The sequence below is a fragment of the Acinetobacter sp. P37 genome, assembly GCF_057480965.1.
In genome coordinates this window covers 152,996-171,997 of the sequence record NZ_JBLIYY010000005.1, presented here as the reverse complement: position 1 = coordinate 171,997, position 19,002 = coordinate 152,996, and the positions used below count along the sequence as shown (strand labels likewise).

The 19,002-nt window shown below is 43.8% G+C and carries 16 protein-coding genes; 2 read left to right on the top strand and 14 right to left on the bottom strand.

Annotation, left to right across the window (positions count from 1 at the left end):
- Window positions 1-31: 31 nt before the first annotated feature.
- The 13 genes from AC25JC_RS06515 to AC25JC_RS06455 form a co-directional block, all read right to left on the bottom strand.
- Entirely contained in the window at window positions 32-670 is a 639-nt protein-coding gene (locus AC25JC_RS06515) for an ATP-binding cassette domain-containing protein (protein ID WP_111884669.1), read from the bottom strand.
- Window positions 657-1,355 (bottom strand): molybdate ABC transporter permease subunit, encoded by a 699-nt coding sequence (gene modB / locus AC25JC_RS06510; protein ID WP_180009449.1) that lies wholly within the window; start codon window positions 1,353-1,355, stop codon window positions 657-659. Before modB ends, AC25JC_RS06515 begins: the two co-directional genes overlap by 14 nt.
- 3 nt (window positions 1,356-1,358) lie before the next feature.
- The gene (gene modA, locus AC25JC_RS06505) at window positions 1,359-2,120 is read right to left on the bottom strand and encodes a molybdate ABC transporter substrate-binding protein (protein WP_249679806.1); all 762 of its coding nucleotides are present in this window, start codon (window positions 2,118-2,120) and stop codon (window positions 1,359-1,361) included.
- 9 nt (window positions 2,121-2,129) lie between these two features.
- Window positions 2,130-3,380, bottom strand: a complete 1,251-nt coding sequence (locus tag AC25JC_RS06500) for a molybdopterin molybdotransferase MoeA (protein WP_180173312.1) — start codon at window positions 3,378-3,380, stop codon at window positions 2,130-2,132.
- The gene (moaCB, locus tag AC25JC_RS06495) at window positions 3,377-4,300 is read right to left on the bottom strand and encodes a bifunctional molybdenum cofactor biosynthesis protein MoaC/MoaB (RefSeq protein ID WP_180093921.1); all 924 of its coding nucleotides are present in this window, start codon (window positions 4,298-4,300) and stop codon (window positions 3,377-3,379) included. The genes AC25JC_RS06500 and moaCB overlap by 4 nt, the downstream gene beginning before the upstream one ends.
- A gap of 51 nt (window positions 4,301-4,351) precedes the next feature.
- A complete protein-coding gene (locus AC25JC_RS06490; protein WP_486923704.1) occupies window positions 4,352-4,918 on the bottom strand; it encodes a molybdenum cofactor biosynthesis protein MoaE in 567 nt (188 codons plus the stop codon).
- A 2-nt stretch (window positions 4,919-4,920) separates the two neighbouring features.
- Window positions 4,921-5,172, bottom strand: coding sequence for a MoaD/ThiS family protein (locus tag AC25JC_RS06485; RefSeq protein ID WP_180011191.1), 252 nt, complete (start codon window positions 5,170-5,172; stop codon window positions 4,921-4,923).
- A 2-nt stretch (window positions 5,173-5,174) separates the two neighbouring features.
- Window positions 5,175-6,212, bottom strand: a complete 1,038-nt coding sequence (gene moaA / locus AC25JC_RS06480; protein WP_486923703.1) for a GTP 3',8-cyclase MoaA — start codon at window positions 6,210-6,212, stop codon at window positions 5,175-5,177.
- A gap of 356 nt (window positions 6,213-6,568) precedes the next feature.
- Complete coding sequence (gene mobA, locus AC25JC_RS06475; protein ID WP_373687160.1) at window positions 6,569-7,192, bottom strand: molybdenum cofactor guanylyltransferase; 624 nt, start codon at window positions 7,190-7,192, stop codon at window positions 6,569-6,571.
- On the bottom strand, window positions 7,192-9,984 hold the full coding sequence (locus AC25JC_RS06470) for a molybdopterin-dependent oxidoreductase (protein ID WP_486923702.1): 2,793 nt from the start codon (window positions 9,982-9,984) through the stop codon (window positions 7,192-7,194). Before AC25JC_RS06470 ends, mobA begins: the two co-directional genes overlap by 1 nt.
- Window positions 9,985-10,275: 291 nt before the next feature.
- Entirely contained in the window at window positions 10,276-11,886 is a 1,611-nt protein-coding gene (gene nirD / locus AC25JC_RS06465; RefSeq protein ID WP_486923701.1) for a nitrite reductase small subunit NirD, read from the bottom strand.
- Between the two features lie 113 nt (window positions 11,887-11,999).
- Entirely contained in the window at window positions 12,000-14,546 is a 2,547-nt protein-coding gene (gene nirB, locus AC25JC_RS06460; RefSeq protein WP_486923700.1) for a nitrite reductase large subunit NirB, read from the bottom strand.
- Window positions 14,547-14,612: 66 nt separating this feature from the next.
- The gene (locus tag AC25JC_RS06455; protein WP_111884679.1) at window positions 14,613-15,962 is read right to left on the bottom strand and encodes an MFS transporter; all 1,350 of its coding nucleotides are present in this window, start codon (window positions 15,960-15,962) and stop codon (window positions 14,613-14,615) included.
- Window positions 15,963-16,407: 445 nt separating this feature from the next.
- On the opposite strand from AC25JC_RS06455, the gene AC25JC_RS06450 reads away from it, so the two are divergent.
- The gene (locus AC25JC_RS06450; RefSeq protein ID WP_078190882.1) at window positions 16,408-16,995 is read left to right on the top strand and encodes an ANTAR domain-containing response regulator; all 588 of its coding nucleotides are present in this window, start codon (window positions 16,408-16,410) and stop codon (window positions 16,993-16,995) included.
- Between the two features lie 3 nt (window positions 16,996-16,998).
- Window positions 16,999-17,994, top strand: a complete 996-nt coding sequence (locus AC25JC_RS06445) for an ABC transporter substrate-binding protein (RefSeq protein ID WP_486923699.1) — start codon at window positions 16,999-17,001, stop codon at window positions 17,992-17,994.
- Window positions 17,995-18,071: 77 nt separating this feature from the next.
- On the opposite strand, the gene catM is transcribed toward AC25JC_RS06445, so the two are convergent.
- Window positions 18,072-18,995 carry a cis,cis-muconate-binding transcription regulator CatM gene (catM, locus tag AC25JC_RS06440; protein ID WP_078193763.1) on the bottom strand — a complete coding sequence of 308 codons (924 nt, stop codon included), beginning with the start codon at window positions 18,993-18,995 and terminating at the stop codon, window positions 18,072-18,074.
- Between the last annotated feature and the right edge of the window lie 7 nt (window positions 18,996-19,002).

Genomic DNA, 19,002 nt, shown 5'->3' with positions numbered 1-19,002 from the left:
CACTGTTATTACTTATATAATTTATATTTATTTAAAAACTTATTTGACCATTTTCTAGATACAAAATATGGGCTTTTAAATAATCTAACTCATCGCCATGATGCGTAACATATATCATCGGCAGCGCCAACTGTTCTTTCACCGTGTTTAAAAATGGCAATATTTGATCTTTCAGCCTGCGGTCCAGTCCTGTCAGCGGTTCATCTAACAGCAGTAAGTCAGGCTGTGACAGCAATGCGCGTCCTATGGAAACGCGCTGCGCCTCACCGCCAGAAAGTTCATGCGCCCGCCGTTTGAGCAGTGGCTGTAACTCAAGCAGATTAGTCACTTGCTCAAATTTAAATTTCGCATTTTCCTGAGCGCCTAAGTTCTCCGCATATTGCAGATTTTGCTGCACATTCATATGCGGAAAAAGCCATGCTTTTTGAAAAATCAGCGCAATACTGCGTTGATGCATCGGCACGTTAATCTTCTGCGCCGTATCGAACACATCACGCTGATTCAGCAATATATAACCTTGCTGCGGCTGCAGCAAACCAACCAAATTTTTCAGCAGCGTAGACTTGCCGCTGCCTGATGGCCCCATAATGCCAAGCAACTGTTCTTGCATCTGCAGCCGAGCCTGCAATTGAAAATCTGCATATTGAAACTGAAAATCACACTGAAGCATGGCCTGCTCCGAGTTTTCGCTGATAGCGCTGTAAAATATAATAATTGGCAATCAATGCGCCAAAAGCCGCCAGCAGTGAAAGGATCACTAAACGCATTGCGGATTCTTCGCCATTGGGCTGCTGTATCAGCGAATAGATAGCAATTGGAATGGTTCGGGTTTCATCAGGAATATTACCCACAAAGGTAATGGTTGCGCCAAATTCGCCTAAACTTCGGCTAAATCCTAAAATGCTCCCGATTAAAATGCCCGGCAATGCCAGCGGCAGGCTAATTGATGCAAATACCCGTAACGGATGCGCGCCTAGTGAGCCTGCAACCTGCTCCAGCTGCTGATTAATCATTTGAAAAGACAAACGGATCGGCTGCACAATCAGCGGAAATGACACAATCATGGATGCTAAAACGGCGCCTTTCCAATTAAAAGCCAGTTGAATGCCCCATTCATTGAGCAGCTTGCCGATCCAGCCATTTGAACCAAACAGCACCAATAGCAGATAACCTAAAACCACCGGCGGCAGCACCATCGGCATTTGTAACAGCGCTTCGACTAAAAATTTCAAATGAAACTCATAGCGCGCCAGCACCCAAGCCAGCCCAATAGCAAATGGCAAGCAAAATACAGTGGCGCAAACGGCAACCTTAGCCGACAGAAACAAGGCGCTCCACTCTTCTGGGCTGAGCATGCTTTAGCCTTTCACACCAAAGCCATAATGCTTAAAAAGCATTTTGCTTTGCGCATGGTCTTTAAGATAACGGTAAAACTTCACTGCCTCAGGTTTAGCTGCGCCTTGATGTGTTAAAGCCAATGGATAAATGATCGGTTGATGAGTATGATTTGGAAAAATCCCGGCTATTTTAACTTTAGAACTGATCAGCGCATCGGTACGGTAAACAATCCCCGCTTGGCACTCACCGCGTTCAACAAAAGCCAAAGCCGATCGTACATCATCTGTCCCGACAATCCTTCCATTCAAACTTGATAGCCAGCCCAACTTGGTTAGGCTTTGTTTGGCATATTTTCCAGCAGGTACAGACTCCATTTGCCCTGTACATAAGTGACCTTTGAATGCCTTGGCAAAATTAAACTGCGGCACGGCCTTAAATTGCATATTCACCGCTTTAGGCGTAATCAGCACCAAATCATTGCTTAGCATGTTGAATACTTGCTTTGCAGGTATTTTCTGTTTTTGCACCAAATAATTCATCCAGTCCACATCTGCTGAAAAATACAAATCACTTGGCGCACCGGCTTCAATCTGTTTGGCTAAAGCAGATGACGCGCCAAATACCGGTACAATTTTGATGTCTGGATTCTGTGCCTGATATTGCTTTGCAATATCGCTGATAGCATTGCTTAAACTGGCTGCAGCATAAATTTTGACTGTTTCCGCCTTAGATGCGCCAGCAATGAAGCTCAGTCCTACTGCTAAAATAAATTTGAATCGCATAGCAAACTCCTAATGCTGAATAAATACGCCTTGAAGAATTTGTCCTGCTTGCACAGACTGCCCTGCAGGAATCCGAACAATGCAATTGGCTTGCATTAAATTGCTCAACATATGCGACTGCTGTTTAGACAGGCTGGTTAGTTGAAGCTTGCCTTGCTTATCAAAGTGCGCCGACATTCTTAAAAACCGCTCACGTGCATCTGCTTTTAGGTCATGTGTCATGACTGCGCTGAACCAGTCCAGCGCAGGTGTTTGACCTTGTAGGGCTTTCAATAATCTATCTGTATAAATTTGCATGCCGACATAGACTGCAGCGGGGTTGCCCGGCAGTCCGAGTAAATAACAGGAACTGCTGTCAGGACGTCGATATTGTGCAAACAGCATCGGTTTGCCGGGTTTTTGTTTCACTTTCCAGAAAATTTGCTGAAAACCGATGTCCAAGGCTGCCGGCCGAACAAAATCATAATCACCTACAGATACGCCGCCAGTCGTTAAAATTAAATCAAAGCTGTCTTTTAAACGGTTGAATAAATCTAAAACCGCCTGTTTTTCATCTGCAATATGGATCACTTCAACTTGGACGTGCTGCGACTGAAACCATACTAAAATCAGCGGCGCATTGGCATCAAATATTTTACCAGCACGGTAATCTTCTATATTTTGCGCAACTTCATCACCTGTAATTACGACCGCAATTTTCGGATAGGCAAAAACTTCGCAGTGTGAAATACCAGCCATACTGAGCGCTGCAATTGATCCAACCGTCAGCTTTTGACCACGCGCTGCTAAACATTGTCCAAATGAAATTTCCTCACCTGCATCTCGAATATCTGCATGCGGGCTTAAGGCTGCAGTCAGTTCAATCTGCTGTCTATCCGCCTTTACAATTTCTTGCCGCGCTACAGTTGCCGTGCCTTCAGGTATCGGCGCGCCAGTAAATATGCGGACAGCTTGCCCTGCTTTTAAGCTTATTTCAGCCGTTTGCCCTGCGCGGATTTCTCCAATCAGCTTAAATTGCGCGCCGGGTTTAATTTCACCCGCTGCGCAAATGGCATAGCCATCCACTGCGCTTTGCGCAAATAAAGGCAGCTGAATTGGTGAATGCACATCTGCCGCCAAATAACGGCCTAAAGCGTGCTGAAGCGCCAAAGTTTCATGCGCTAAACTTTGCGTATGTGTCTGAATCAGCGTAAGCGCTTCGTCCACTGAAATCAGTCCAGCCTCGGCCCCGCAGCCTGCGTGCAATACGGCTTGGTTCATTGGTAGCCTCCTGCATGCGGAATATTCTTCTGCACATCAAATAGATGCACCAAGGCAGGTAAAATGGCAATCAATGATTCTTTTGCGCCTTGTCTGCTGCCCGGCAGTGTAATGACTAAACTGTCATCAATATAGCCGGCAACACCGCGGCTGAGGGCCGCATAAGGGGTGCGTTTCTGCCCAAAACTGCGGGATGCTTCCATCAGCCCTGGAATTTCCCGTTTTAACAGCGGCTGAATGGTTTCAACGGTTAAATCTTTCTGGCCTAGACCTGTACCGCCCACGGTCAAAATCAGCGGATATTGCGTCTTATGCTGTTCAATAAGAGCCAAAAGCTGTTCAGGACTGTCCGGTATCACTTGATAGCTGATGTTGCTGAAGTTTGCTTCTTCTAAAATTTCGAGGACATTTTGCCCTGCAGTATCTGATTTTTTACCGGCAGCAACCGTATCTGAAAGCACAATAATCAACGCCGATAAGCTTTCTTTCAATACACGGGTAAAATGTGATTTACCGCCTTTTTTCTTTTGCAGTTTCACCTGATCTAGGCATAAATCTTCAGGCTCACAGTGCGGTTTCAGCATGTCATACAGCGTTAAACCGGCAAGACTGACCGCAGTTAATGCTTCCATTTCCACACCCGTTGGGCCAATGGTTTCGACCACAGCACTGATTTCGACATGCGCCTCAAATAATTCATATTCGACATCTGCACGGTAGATCGGCAGCGGATGACACAGCGGAATGAGTTCATCCGTGCGTTTTGCGCCCAATATACCTGCAATCCGTGCGGTTTTCAGCGCATCGCCTTTTTCTGTATTGCCATTACGCAGCAGTTCAATGCAATGTGGCGGCGCATGCAGAATTCCAGTTGCAATGGCTGTACGGTAACTTTCCGCTTTCATGCCCACATTTTTCATTGCTTAGTCCTTATCTTATTCATTTGCGTCTGCAGTATTAAATTTGGAGTTTTATAGGTGCCATTGGTAAATATTGGCGTTCAAATGCATGGTCTGACGGCTGTTTTGATGTGCATGTTCACATGACTCGCCATGAATATGAGCATGCTGCGCTGCATGAATTGTCGCCTTGGGCACATGATCTTTACGAATACAGCAGCCCTCTACATATTGGCTGCTGCCGTCCATATAAAACTCTTCTTTCCAGACCGGAACTTCATGCTTAACCCGCTCAACCGCTTCTTCGCAGGCAGCAAAAGCCTCACGTCGGTGCGGCGCATAGGCCATGGCGATAATGGCGGTATCACCGACCTGCAGCGCGCCAATACGGTGTACAACCCGTACATATGACACGCCGTATTTGGCTTGAATTTCCTGTTCAATTTGCCGGATCATTTTTTCAGCCACAGGCGCATAAGCGGTATATTTCAAAGCTTTTACCGCTTTGCCTTCATGGTGATTACGCACCGCGCCTATAAATACACCTATACCGCCGCATTCAGGAAATGCCTTAATGCTGTCAAAATCGGCTTGGCTGAATACCGTGTCTTGTATGCGTGAAATATGCTTGAGCTCCATATTCAGCCTCCCGCCACAGGTGACAACAGCACAACGGTACTGTCCTGCATCAATGCGGTTTGCCTTGGCACAATGTCTTCTCCCATAGCGCAGGCGCAGCGTTCAAGCATGCTGAACGACTCCGGAAATTGATCTGTAACTTGCTGCAAAACCTCTGCAATCGACTGCTGTGCGAAGCAAGTCAGACTCAAATTCTCTGGCAGCAGGCGTTCAATAGCGCCAAAAGATTCTATTTTGATGGTGATATGAGTCATCTTTAACCTCCAATCATATGCATGCTGATTTTTCTAGATGGACTGGATTGAGCTGTTATGGCATGAAAGCCTTGCTCCTTCTGCCAAATATAACTGCCTAATTTTTGCTGCAAAGCCATTGCATCGAGCGGCATTAACTCTGTTGTTTTACTGCTTTTCAGCTGCTGAATTTCATGGCTGAGATTTAAACCTTTTCGGGCAAACAGGCAGTTAAAAAACTCGCCTTGCGCATTCAGTCTCAAACGGTCGCAGCTGCCGCAAAAAGAATTGCTGATGGTTGAAATAATGCCTATAGGCAAGCCGTTGATTAAGTATGATCTGGCTGGCGATGTGCCTTGACCGTGCAGTGTTTGCACTTCAAAAACAGTATTGAGTTTATCCAGTATGTTTTGTTCGGTAACGACCGCAGCTTTAGACCAGTTTTGATCGCCATCCAGCGGCATAAACTCGATAAACCGTAGTTCGAAACCTTTTTGCAGCGCCCATTTTGCTAATGGAATGATTTGCTGTTCATTCAAGCCTTTGATTAACACGGAATTGATTTTGATTTCAAAGCCCGCTTGCTGAGCTGCTTCAATCCCATCTAATACAGGCTGTAATTGTTTTTGTGTCAGCTGGAAAAATTGCGCTTCATCCAAACTGTCTAAGCTGATATTTATGCCATCTAGGCCAGCTTGTTTTAGGGCCTGTGCATATTGCTTCAGATAATGTCCATTGGTTGTCATGGAAATACGTTTAAGGCCTAGCTTTCTGAGGTGCTGCAGCTGTTCAATAAAATGTACAACGCCTTGACGCATGAGCGGTTCGCCGCCCGTGATCCGGATCTGATCAATCCCGCGCAGCACCATAAACTCACAAAAATTGTAAAGTGATTCAAAACTAAGAAGATTATGTTTTTTCATCCATTCAGGATGTTCAGGCATACAATAGACACATTTAAAATTACAGCGGTCTGTCACTGAAATGCGCAACTTGCGTTTTTCACGGCCAAACTGATCCTTAAAAATGGTCGCTGGCTGTAATTGTGTCATGCTGTTCATGTATATCTTCCATGGTGCTGTCATTTGCCCTGTCTTAGCTCAGTACAAATTTTGCGCCCTCTTTTCTTGCAGTAAAAATTGCAATAAGTGTTCCAACTTTGCGCTTTTTTGAATATTTATTTCAGAGGATTTGGTTTGTTTTTTTGACACACAAAATCAATAACTTATAAATAACTAATAGCAATTAAAAATATAAATTGCCGTTAAGCCCATTATCTAAGGTATAAAAGCAGTCTGTTTTATCTCTAGATATCATGCTCAAAAGCTTCATATTGGCTGTAGATTTTCTCTCTGGGTTCAAAAACAGCACATTAGGCTCATTATTTGAAATGAAAGCTCCGCAAAAGGTACAGCTTTTAGAGAAAATTCAGCTGACGGTGCTGCTGCAGCTCATCTAGAGAGTTAATGCTGTGAAAAAAGAGTGCATTATTTTGAAAACGTGCAACTTGCATGTGCATTTTACTAAAACACCCCTTTAAACTGCGCTGTTTTTGATCAAGATACACCTGCAGCATTGTGAGACTGCTTCGTTTCAGCAAACAAAATGGATACAGCGCTTTGCCATTAATTTCCACTACAGCTACTTCACACAAGGGATCCCGCTGCATGGCCTGATGCAATCTCGAAAGCACTTTCTTCGGGATATAGGTCACATCGCACGGGACAAACAAAACATAATCAGACTCAACATGTGACCACGCGCTTTTCATCCCCATCAATGGCCCTAAAAATCCGGCTTCATCATCTTGATAAAAGCGGATCGAGGGAATGAGCCGTTTATAAATCGAATGATCGCGATGGCTGTTGATCCAGACATTTTCAGCCCGTGATTTCAACTGCTGATGGATCTTAATCAGCTGAATTTCATTATCAAATTTTTGCAGCACTTTATTCATGCCGTTCATTCTGCGGGCCTGACCGCCCGCCAAAATAACCAAGTCTGTTTCTGGATAGCCTACTGATTTGGTGATTTTCTTCATCATTCTGCGTACTCCGTCTGACAGGCTTTAATTAAGCCTCGAATTTCTGATAAGCACGAACCGCAATTGCCGCCAGCCTTTAAACATGCAGTAACTTGTTTTTCATGAGTAATATTCTTTTCTTTAATGGTTTCGATAATGGTATTTTTACCGACTTTAAAGCAGCTGCACACCAGCGGACCTGCACTGTTGGTCATGTTCATCGGCTGACCTGCAAGCAGCGCTTTGCGGTGCATTGCGCTTAGTCGTTCACGCTTAAACATGCCAGCAATCCAATCACGGTCTGGCAGCATAGAGCGTTGCGCAATATATAGACTGGCAATTAAATGCCCATCTTGCAGCACCACGGTATGACTCAAATCGGCAGTTTGATCTTCCAAATTCAGCCATTCAAAGCTTTCATCGGTAAATGGCAGTAATGTTTTCAGCTGCTGAACCGTGTTTCTAAATTTTTTACGATCTGCCAACTCAAAACGTGTCGCTTTCGCTGTTTTAATTTTGGTCCACCACACCGTGTTTTGAATGGTGTTTTGCACCATTTGCTCAAAGCCGTCACGTACATACAGTACACCTTGCCACTGTGTATAAAACGGCTGTACAAATACAGGTGTATGTTTAAATTCAGGCTCACCAGATAGTGCATCGACCACAGGATTCACCACTTTGCCAATACGCGCATCCGATGCGACTTGGTCATTCCAATGAATTGGCGCAAAAATTTGACCGCGTCGAATTTTACTGCTGACCTGTGCACGTAAAATACATAAGCCCCAGTTAGATTTCACCTCAACCAGTTCACCATCTTTAACACCAAACTTCAGTGCATCTTGCGGGTGTATTTCACAAAATGGTTCGGCGATATGTGTACTCAAGTTTGCAGATAAACCCGTACGGCTCATGGTGTGCCATTGATCACGGATACGGCCAGTATTTAAAACCAGCGGATATTCGCCGCAAATCTTGTTCAAAGGGTCAATAGCGGTTGTTGCTACAAACTTAGCTTTGGCATCGGCATGGCTGAATTGGCCTGCTGCAAACAAACGGCTGACTGCATCAGCGCTCTGATCTAACTGCCAAACTGGCCATTGCACGGGCTTTAATTCAGCATAATCTTGTGCAGATAACTTACTTAAACCCTGCAAGTTAAAGTAGCGAAAAGACTCAGTGGTATCACGTTGATCTAAAGGCGCATTTTGATAAGCAGATAATTTTGCATGTTCAATAAATATGTCATAGCTGCTGCTGTAGTCAAAACCGCTATAACCCATCTTTTTCGCAACTTGTGCAATAGACCACCAGTCTGCTCTGGCTTCACCCGGCGCATATAAAAAAGCAGTTTGACGTGAAATACGGCGTTCAGAATTGGTAACGGTTCCGTCTTTTTCACCCCAGCCCAATGCAGGTAAAAGCACATCTGCATATATTGCTGTGTCTGTGTCTTTGCAAATATCCGACACCACTACAAACTCGCATTGCTCTAAGGCACGTTTGACTTGATCTGCATCTGGCAAGCTAACTACAGGATTAGTAGCCATAATCCAGATGACTTTTATTTTGCCGCTTTCAACCGCCTGAAACAGATCAACCGCTTTTAATCCCGCTTTATTGGCAATAAATGGACTTTGCCAAAACTCTTGTACTAATGCCTGATGCGCTGTGTTATCGACATCTAAGTGCGCAGCCAGCATATTGGCTAAGCCGCCAACCTCGCGGCCACCCATTGCATTGGGCTGACCTGTCATAGAAAAAGGCGCTGCACCTAATTTTCCGATTTTGCCAGTCAGCAAATGGCAGTTAATAATACTGTTGGCTTTGTCTACACCGCGCGAAGACTGATTAACCCCCATCGAAAATAGCGACATAACTTTGTCAGTTTGCGCAAATTTTTCAAAAAATAGCTGTAATTTTTCTAAAGAAATACCTGTACGCTCAGCAACTGCTGTCATAGAAGCTTCTGTTTTACTTTGCTCCAGCGCTTGCGCCAAACCTTGAGTATGTTTGGTGATAAAATCTACATCACTATGATTATTTTGTACTAAATACTGCAGCAAACCGTTGAACAGTGCGACATCTTGCCCCGGTAAAATTGGCAAATGCAAATCTGCAGCCTCACAGGTACTGGTAAAGCGCGGATCAATGACCACCACGAACAAATCACGTTTTTCTTTGGCTTTTATAATGCGCTGATACAGCACGGGATGGCACCATGCTGTATTGGATCCGACCAGCACCACCATATCTGTATGCTCAAAGTCTTCATAGCTTGCTGGTACAAGGTCTTCACCAAATGCACGCTTATGTGCCGCCACAGCCGATGACATGCAAAGCCGTGAATTGGTGTCAATATTTGCTGTACCTAAATAGCCTTTGACAAATTTATTAACGGCATAGTAATCCTCCGTCAGCAGTTGGCCCGACACATAAAAAGCGATGCTTTCACGTCCGTAAAGATCTATACATTGCTGAAATTTTTTGGCAATCAGTGCTGTTGCTGTGTTCCAATCTGTAGCCTGACGAGTATGAAATAGTGATGTTTGACGCCCAAGCATCGGCTGTAAAACACGTGTTTCTAATCCAATCGTATCGGCTAAGTTACTGCCTTTAATGCACAGCTTGCCATAGTTTGATGGATGGTTCGCATCGCCAGTCACGCTCACTTTTTGCCCTAAAGCTGTCTGTTCAACTGTTGCGCTCACGCCGCAGCCGACACCGCAATATGGACAAGTGGTTTGCGTTGTTTTAATTTTATTTTCTGTGGAGCTATGCAGTTCCACTATCGGGATGCTATTCACTTCTGCTGGCTCCTTTTCCAAACTTTTTTAAACACTTAACACGCTCAAATCGGTGTCTTTTCATTTACGTTTATATTTAAAGGTCAACATTCGGTTCGACCTACTTTTCTTTCGGGAAAAGTAGGCAAAACCATTGTCATCCGCTGAACTCGTCCACTACCGGCTTCTAACAGATGTATTGCAAATACATGACTATTCATCTGCAATCCTGCCTTAAACAACAGCGGATGACGTTATCGCGTATCCAATGACGATTTAAATCTTGTATCTTTTTTTATCAGGGCGATTCCGTTACCCTGCTTTCTTTAATGCAAAATCCTTACCAAACAGCAATTTGTTTCGGATACTTGAAATTGGAGTTTGATCTGAAATCAATTCTGCATACCATGCCCCGTCTTCAGTATCGCCAAACAGCACAGCACCAATCACTCTATCTTTTTGAATAATAATGCGTTTATAGATTTGGCGTTTTTCATCATTCAAAATAATGTCTTCAAAATCATCCAACGGTTCAAAGTTGCCTGCAGAAAAAACATCACAGCCGCTGACTTTTAACTGCGTCGGAACCGTAGGCGCTTTGAAGGTTAAGCTGCCATGTTCGGCCAAATGCGATGCACAAATGAATGCCTGTCCCCAAAGCGGTTCAACTAAACCAAAGGTTTGGCTTCGGTGTTCAATACATTCACCCACCGCATAAATACTCGGATCAAAAGTTTGCATGGTGTCATTCACCATGACACCGCGGCCGCAGCGCAGTCCTGCACTTTGCGCAAGCTCAATATTCGGACGAATACCCACCGCAAAAACCACAAGATCTGCATCTAAAACAGTACCGTCTTGCAAACGCAGCTGCTTCACATGGCCATCTTCACCCATCAACTCTTGGGTATTTGCTGCGGTCATGATTTTTATACCTTTTTGTTCAATCGCATGATTGAGCATTAAGCTGGCTTTTTCATCTAACTGACGGTCCATAATACGATCCATCAAATGCAGTACTGTGACATTCATGCCACGCTGTTTCAGGCCATACGCAGCCTCTAGGCCAAGTAAACCGCCGCCAATCACCACTGCATTTTGCTTAGATTTACAGTAATCCAGCATGCGGTTTACATCATAAATATCACGGAAGCTGAGAACACCTTTTAAGTCAGTTCCCGGTATAGGCGGAATAAATGGCTTAGAACCTGTCGCTAAAATCAGACGGTCATAATCGATGACCAAGCCTTTTTCTGTGTATACCTGCTTGCGCGGACGGTCTATGCGTACCGCCGCATCACCTGCTACAAAACGGATATTTTTGTCTTTATACCAAGCATGTGAATGCAGCATGATATCTTCAATGGTTTTATCACCTGAAAGCACAGGTGAAAGCATAATTCGGTTGTAATTACCCCAAGGTTCTTCGCCTATGACTGTAATTTCATAACGCTCTGGCGCCATATCCAGCAGATCTTCTAAGCAACGCATACCTGCTAAGCCATTGCCGACCAAAACAAGTTTCATCAACTCAGACGATGGCGCGTTATTGGTAATATAGGTTTTTTGAGCAGTTGGACTAATCAGCACACGGCCATTTTCAATTTTGCTTGGAAAAACCAACAGTTTTTGGTCTTTATCTTCTAAGCAGCGTCCAGTAGCAAGGCTGAAATGCTGTTTATAAATGGGTGATGCAACAACACGTTCACCCTGCAAGTCACCAATAATACCGCGGGACATAACATAGGCTTGGCTAAATGGGTCTTGATTGCTCAGTGCATAAACCCGCTTTTCTTCACCGACACGGAATATCGCAATTTGCTGATTTTCAATCAGTGCGCCCATACCTGTATTTGGCGTAATATCATCTAATGCACAAACATCAAACCAGTCTAAATCATTCATTTCTTTTAAAATTGTCATATTCTTCATCCTTTTTTAAACTTCTTTTAGTTCACCATCTTTCGTTTCCGCTTTAACGAGAAACCGAATAAGGATGTAAATCAAATAAAAGAAGTTTTAAATTCGTTATTCTCTTAAGCTTCAACCACTGGAATGCGTGACGAATCGCGTTCAGCTTCTGTTTTGGGTCTGATTTGACCGCGAACGGATGCAAACTGAATATGCGGATCATTTTGCTGTTCTGCTTTTGCATTCACGAAAGTCACAAAGCGTTTACGTACTTCAGGATCTTCTACAGCAGTACGCCATTCATCTTGATATGTACCCACAACATGGCTCATACGGCGTTCAAGTTCACCCGCTACGCCAAGCGAATCATTCACAACGACATCTTTCAGGTAATCTAAACCGCCTTCCATGTTGTCGCGCCACACAGAAGTACGCTGCAAACGGTCTGCTGTTTGAATGTAGAACATAAAGAAACGGTCAATGTATTTGATCAATGTTTGCGTATCTAAGTCTGATGCCAAAAGCTCTGCGTGACGTGGCTTCATACCGCCATTGCCGCATACATAAAGGTTCCAGCCCTTTTCTGTCGCAATCACGCCCACATCTTTACTTTGCGCCTCAGCACATTCACGGGTACAGCCCGACACAGCCATTTTCAGTTTGTGCGGTGAGCGAAGGCCTTTGTAGCGGTTCTCTAAATAAATCGCCAAGCCGACTGAATCGTCCACGCCATAACGGCACCAAGTACTGCCGACACAAGATTTCACCGTACGCAGTGATTTGCCGTAGGCATGGCCAGACTCAAAACCAGCAGCAATCAATTTTTCCCAGATTTCAGGCAGTTGATGCACTTGTGCACCAAACATATCAACACGCTGACCGCCTGTAAGTTTGGTATATAGACCATATTCTTTGGCAATTTGACCCACGGCAATTAATCCGTCCGGAGTAACTTCACCGCCAGCCATACGAGGTACTACTGAATATGAACCGTCTTTTTGAATATTGCCGAGGTAGTAGTCATTACTGTCTTGCAAGCCCGCATGGCTTGGTTTAAGTACAAAGTCATTCCAGCATGACGCTAGGATATTGGCTGCCGTCGGTTTACAGATATCACAGCCTAAACCATGGCCATGCTGTTGAATCAGGTCATCAAAGGTTTTGATTTCGTTCACACGTACCAAGTGATAGAGCTCTTGGCGTGAATAAGCAAAGTGTTCACATAAATGGTTATTTACAGTTACACCTTGACGCTGAAGCTCCGATTTAAGTACTTGAGTGACTAATGGCGCACAGCCGCCGCAAGCTGTTGCAGCTTTAGTACATTTTTTCAATGCGCCTAAAGAGGTCGATCCGTCTGCAATGGCTGAACAAATATCTGCTTTAGAGACGTTGTTACATGAACAAATCGTTGCGCTGTCTGGCAGCAGATCGACACCGCTTCCGCCCGATTTACCTGCAGATTGTGCATAACCAGGCATGATTAGGCTTTCTGGGCTTTCTGGAACTTCTAAGCCATTCAGCATCATTTGCAGCAGGTCATTGTATTCTTTAGCACAGCCCACCAATACTGCACCTAGCAGCTTAGTTTTCTCTGCATTCACGACAATTTTTTTATAAACCTGAGCTGCTTCATCTGCATAGAAATAGCTTAAAGAATTTGGTGTCATTGCATGCGCATCGCCAACAGATGCAACATCAACACCCATCAGTTTCAGCTTGGTGCTCATATCTGCACCAGCGAAAAGCGTGCAGTTTTGTTCCATCACATGCTTTGCTGCAATACGCGCCATGTCATAGCCCGGCGCAACCAGGCCATAAATTTTATTTTGCCAAAGCGCACATTCACCAATGGCATAAATGTCAGGGTTTGAAGTTTGGCAATAGTCATTAATCGCAATTCCGCCACGCTCACCAATGGCTAAACCGCTTTGGCGCGCTAATTCATCGCGTGGGCGGATACCTGCAGAGAATAAGATGATGTCGGTTTCCAGTTCAGAACCATCACCAAACTTCATTACATGCTTCGCATTTGCACCGTCTTCAATGCAAGATGTTGCTTTTTGCGTATGGACTTTAACACCTAGATTTTCAATTTTCGAGCGTAAAACTTTACCGCCTAGATCATCAATCTGAACTGCCATTAAGCGTGGTGCAAATTCAACAACATGGGTTTCTAAGTTTAAATCACGCAGCGCTTTTGCTGCTTCTAAACCCAATAAACCGCCGCCGATCACCACACCTGTTTTAGCATTGAAGCTTGCGGCACGGATGGCATCCAAGTCTTCAATGGTACGGTACACAAAGCAGTTTTCACGCTCATTGCCTGGAATTGGCGGCACAAATGCATATGAACCTGTTGCGAGCACCAGCTTGTCAAAAGAAAGAATATCACCGTGATTGGTCGTGACCGTTTTATTACGCTGATCAATTTCAACCGCTTTGGTGCTCAGGCGTAAATCTATACCGTATGCATCAGCAAAGTCGCTGCGGCATAGGGTTAAGTCTTTTGCAGATTTTCCGCTGAAATATTCAGTTAAGTGCACACGGTCGTAAGCTAGACGCGGCTCTTCAGCTAAAATGGTTAATTCAACATCATCACCTGCGTGTTCCAGTACAGATTCAATAAACTTGTGGCCTACCATGCCATGTCCAATCATGATGATTTTCATATTCTTTCTCCGCAATATTTTCTTTTGCACAGCCTAAGCCTCTATACGCTTAGGCTGCTATTTGTATTAGTTTTGAACTTCAGCTAGATTTCTTTCATTCACAGCTTGTTCAAATAAGCGCTGTTCTTTTTCTTTATGCTCTACAGAGAAGCGGATCATCAGCACACAGCTTGCAGCAATCACCACCAAACCGCCAAGCACCATCAGCGTGGTTTGAATATCCAACATGCCTTTAAGCAAGAATCCTGCAGCTACCGCACCAACGTTACCGCCTGCGCCGATAATACCTGCCACGCCGCCTAAAGCATCACGGTCAATGAATGGCACCAAGGCATAGGTTGCGCCGCACGCCATATGGGTGAAGAGCGCAAAGACTGTCATGGCAAGAATGGCGAAGATTGGCGTGCTCATTTGCGAGAACAGTATTAAAAACAGTCCTTCTAGCAGAATCATCGCAAAGAGAACTTTGGTACGGCCATCCAAGCCTTTGGTAGTCGCGACTTTGTCTGAAACAATGCCGCCGAGCGCGCGGGCAAACAGTGCCAATAGACCGAAGATCCCTGCTGCCATACCCGCTTCTTTTAATCCAAATTGGAAGTTGTCGACGTAATACAGCGCAATAATGTTGTGAATAAAGATTTCTATACCAAAGCAAGCTGCATAAGCGCCAAATAAAATCCATACGCGATAGTTACGTGCAGCGTGCATGAGAATGGCTACACCGCCTTTTTTATCTGAACCGACTGCAACGCCTTGTTCACGCAGTTCTTTAAAGTTGCCTTGCGGGCAGTCTTGGGTAAATTTCCAATACAGCGCGCCTACGATCAGCATCATTACACCAGGAACGATTAACGCTATGCGCCAGCCCATCGCTTGCTCTACACCAAACATAACGAGTGCGCTAAGCAATAAAGGCATGAGGGCTTGAGTTGCACCGCCGCCTGCATTACCCCAGCCTGCGGTTGCCGCATTGGCTGTACCCACCACATTAGGCGCAAACATAATGCTAGTGTGGTATTGCGTGATGACAAAGCTTGCGCCGATCGCACCGATCAGCAAGCGGAAGAAAAGAAAAGATTCATAGCTATTCGCAGATGCAACCCCAAAGACTGGGATGCTGCCGACAATTAATAATGCTGTGTAGGTCTTACGCGGGCCATATTTATCACACAAAGGGCCGACAATCAGGCGGACTAAAATCGTGATTGCAACCGCGGCAATATTAATATTGGCAATTTGATCTTTAGTCAGGTGAAATTCGCCTGCAATCACTGGCATCAACGGCGCACAGGCAAACCATGCAAAGAAGCAAACAAAGAATGCGAGCCAACTCATGTGGAAGGCCCGCATTGCTGCTGAAGAAAAATTAAATAGACTTATTTTTGTGGCTTTTTTGGCATTTAAATTTGAAGACATAACCTTCTCCTGACTGAACTGAACGCATGAATTACTCGGTTATGTCGCTAACACATAACAGAGTCGATCAGAACGGACGTCGTTGGCCGTCTAACAAATTTTTAGAGTCTTCATTGACTCAACAAGTATTAAGCACGAGCCATGCCAAGTTTTTATTTTCGACGTCAATTCATCTTTACATAGCGGCTTTGAACGCCGAACTGTCAGAAATTAAGCGAATTAAGGTAAATAGATAGTCAATGTGCCTATAGAGATGCAGCTAAATGTTCAAGCGTGGTTCAGTCCTGCACAAGATCAGTGCACGGAAATGGTTCAATTTGAAAATGCGCACATAACTATGCTCAAACTTAGAAGCTGATTTAAATTTTGTATTGCCTTTAGATTTGGCATCTAATTTGCTTAGCAAGCTCAATACGTATTTGTTTGGCTCTGTCTGAGCGTTTGCATGCCAAAACTAAAAATAGCCCTAATTGATGATGATCAAGAACGCGCTGAATTTATTCAAGCCTCGTTAATTCAGCATGACTTTGATGTGGTCGCCAGTTTCATGATTGATCATTTAAATATGTCATATCTGCAAAATATTCAGGCAGATGTGATTTTATTGGATATGGATCATCCGCATCGCGATGTCATTGAAAGCTGTGTCAGTCAATTTGACTTACCGACTGTTCTGTTCACTAAAAATTCGAGTCTCGAAATCATCCGAAGCGCGATTGATGCAGGTGTCACGGCTTATATTGTCGATGGTATTGACCCTGCACGTTTGAATAGCATTTTAGAAATTTCAATTGAACAATATAAAAAGCATAAAAAACTGCTGAATGATTTGGCTGAAACCAAGTGCAAATTGGCCGATCGAAAAGATATTGAAAAAGCCAAAGTGCTTTTAATACAAATGCATGGATTAACCGAAGATCAAGCATTTAATTTGCTGAGAAAAAATGCCATGAGTCACCGTATGACAATGGGTGAAATGGCGCGTCGGCTGCTTGATGCGCAAGCGTTGTTACAGTCTCAATTTAAGGAATAAACCATGCAAAAGCTTGAAAAAACAGATATTCAATTGGGGTATATTCCTTTACTCGACTGTGTTGCTTTGCTCTGGGCAGAACATCAAGGATATTTTGCTGAACAAGGGTTAAATGTCACACTGACTCAAGAACCGTCTTGGGCAAGTTTACGCGACCGTCTAGCTTTTGGTTTTTTAGATGCTGCCCATTGCTTATCGGCCATGCTGCCTGCGTCTGTGACGGGTAAAGACCATCTCGGCATTCCCTTACAAACCTCTCTTACACTCAGTACTAATTGTGCTTATATTAGTTTGAGTCAAAAGCTGTGCTATGAATTAAATATCCATGCATTAGATCTACCAATTAATTCAGCAGAGAAAATCATATCTGCGATAAAGCAGAATCAAAAGATTCAGTTGGCGCATGTTTTTCAGCATTCGATTCATCATTATATTTTAAGAGAATGGTTGGCACTTGCCGACACAGAACTCGCTCAAACGCAGACCTTTTCAACTCTACCACCGCCTTATATGGTGGAAGCAATATCAACGCAACGAATTGATGGATTCTGTGTCGGAGAGCCGTGGAATACGCAATCTGAAATACAAGGCTATAGTCGTATCATCGTCAATAGCCAAGATATTATTGAGCCTATACCAGATAAGGTTTTGGCTTTTACTCATGATTGGGCAGAAAAACATCCCAATACCTTAAACGCAATCCATCTTGCCATCCAAAAAGCCCAAAACGATCTGCTTCAACAAACGCATTTTTCTGAAATATTTTCTTTGTTAAAGCAATATCACATCATCCGTTTTGATTGTTCTGAGCAGATTCACGTCGAGGCTTTTCATCGGATCAAAAGAATCATTCAAAATTTTGGCAAGAGCCAAGCGCCACAAACGTCAGATTTTGAATGGATGATTCAAAAAATGCAGCAATATGATCAATTGAATATTGAAGATGAAAAGTTTTTTGAAATAGCTCAGTCTTGTATTTATCAGGATGCTTTGGGCTGAAGTGATTGATATTCCATAAGACCCTATCATCTGAATAGTGGATCTTGTGTTACATCGACCATGAAACCTTGACTTAGTTATGCATCTGCATCGATGGCGCGCAGATCGATATTTTCTTCAACAAAGACTTCACGAATGCAATCCAGTATCTTTGGAATGTAATTACTATGATCCATATTGCGCACCGACAAAGAGATTGGACTATAGGCTTCCAAATCTAAGATTGGGATATACATCAAATTTTTCATGCCAATATCACTGGCACTTTCAGGGATCAGAGAAATGCCCTCTCCCGACGCCACCAAGCCCAAAGCCATATGAATTTCACGCACTTCGGTTAAATGTTTAGGTACAAGTCCTAATTCGGTAAAAATGGATTGGATGAGGGTGGAAAAATTCGGTTTAGGTGTCGTAGGGTAGGCAAAAATTGGTTCATCTAAAATTTGAGAAAGATAAATGCCTTTGTCTTTAAATTCAGCCAAATGATGATTTTTATGTATAGCTAAACGTAGCGCTTCTTTTCTTAATAAAATACGTTTAATAGACGGATCTGTTAATCGCAGTCGTCCAAAACCAATATCGATTCGACCGGTTTTTAAGGCTTCAATCTGATCGCGTGTACCACATTCTATGAGTTCAACATGAATATCTGGGTTACGTTGTCGAAATAAATAAATAATTTGTGGCAATAATGCGTATAAAAGCGAACTGACATAACCAATGCGGACAGTTTTATCGACGGCATTAATCCGCTGTGCCATGGTTGTGGCCTGGGCGGTATGCGTCAATATCTGCACAGCATGCTCATAAAAGAACATACCTGCTTCTGTGGTTTTCACGGGTCTAGAACCACGCTCAAACAACGTAATCCCCAGCTCTTCTTCAAGTTTTTGAATTTGGCGGCTCAAAGGTGGCTGAGCAATACATAATTTTTCTGCTGCCTTGGTAATACTTTGCTCTTCAACCACGGTGACAAAGTAACGTAAGTGCCTTAATTCCATTTATATA

What these genes read in the sequence shown, in the direction of transcription:
- AC25JC_RS06515 (WP_111884669.1), bottom strand. Translation starts at nt 670, where the DNA reads ATGCTTCAGTGTGATTTTCAGTTTCAATATGCAGATTTTCAATTGCAG.
- modB (WP_180009449.1), bottom strand. Translation starts at nt 1,355, where the DNA reads ATGCTCAGCCCAGAAGAGTGGAGCGCCTTGTTTCTGTCGGCTAAGGTT.
- modA (WP_249679806.1), bottom strand. Translation starts at nt 2,120, where the DNA reads ATGCGATTCAAATTTATTTTAGCAGTAGGACTGAGCTTCATTGCTGGC.
- AC25JC_RS06500 (WP_180173312.1), bottom strand. Translation starts at nt 3,380, where the DNA reads ATGAACCAAGCCGTATTGCACGCAGGCTGCGGGGCCGAGGCTGGACTG.
- moaCB (WP_180093921.1), bottom strand. Translation starts at nt 4,300, where the DNA reads ATGAAAAATGTGGGCATGAAAGCGGAAAGTTACCGTACAGCCATTGCA.
- AC25JC_RS06490 (WP_486923704.1), bottom strand. Translation starts at nt 4,918, where the DNA reads ATGGAGCTCAAGCATATTTCACGCATACAAGACACGGTATTCAGCCAA.
- AC25JC_RS06485 (WP_180011191.1), bottom strand. Translation starts at nt 5,172, where the DNA reads ATGACTCATATCACCATCAAAATAGAATCTTTTGGCGCTATTGAACGC.
- moaA (WP_486923703.1), bottom strand. Translation starts at nt 6,212, where the DNA reads ATGAACAGCATGACACAATTACAGCCAGCGACCATTTTTAAGGATCAG.
- mobA (WP_373687160.1), bottom strand. Translation starts at nt 7,192, where the DNA reads ATGAAGAAAATCACCAAATCAGTAGGCTATCCAGAAACAGACTTGGTT.
- nirD (WP_486923701.1), bottom strand. Translation starts at nt 11,886, where the DNA reads ATGACAATTTTAAAAGAAATGAATGATTTAGACTGGTTTGATGTTTGT.
- nirB (WP_486923700.1), bottom strand. Translation starts at nt 14,546, where the DNA reads ATGAAAATCATCATGATTGGACATGGCATGGTAGGCCACAAGTTTATT.
- AC25JC_RS06455 (WP_111884679.1), bottom strand. Translation starts at nt 15,962, where the DNA reads ATGTCTTCAAATTTAAATGCCAAAAAAGCCACAAAAATAAGTCTATTT.
- AC25JC_RS06450 (WP_078190882.1), top strand. Translation starts at nt 16,408, where the DNA reads ATGCCAAAACTAAAAATAGCCCTAATTGATGATGATCAAGAACGCGCT.
- AC25JC_RS06445 (WP_486923699.1), top strand. Translation starts at nt 16,999, where the DNA reads ATGCAAAAGCTTGAAAAAACAGATATTCAATTGGGGTATATTCCTTTA.
- catM (WP_078193763.1), bottom strand. Translation starts at nt 18,995, where the DNA reads ATGGAATTAAGGCACTTACGTTACTTTGTCACCGTGGTTGAAGAGCAA.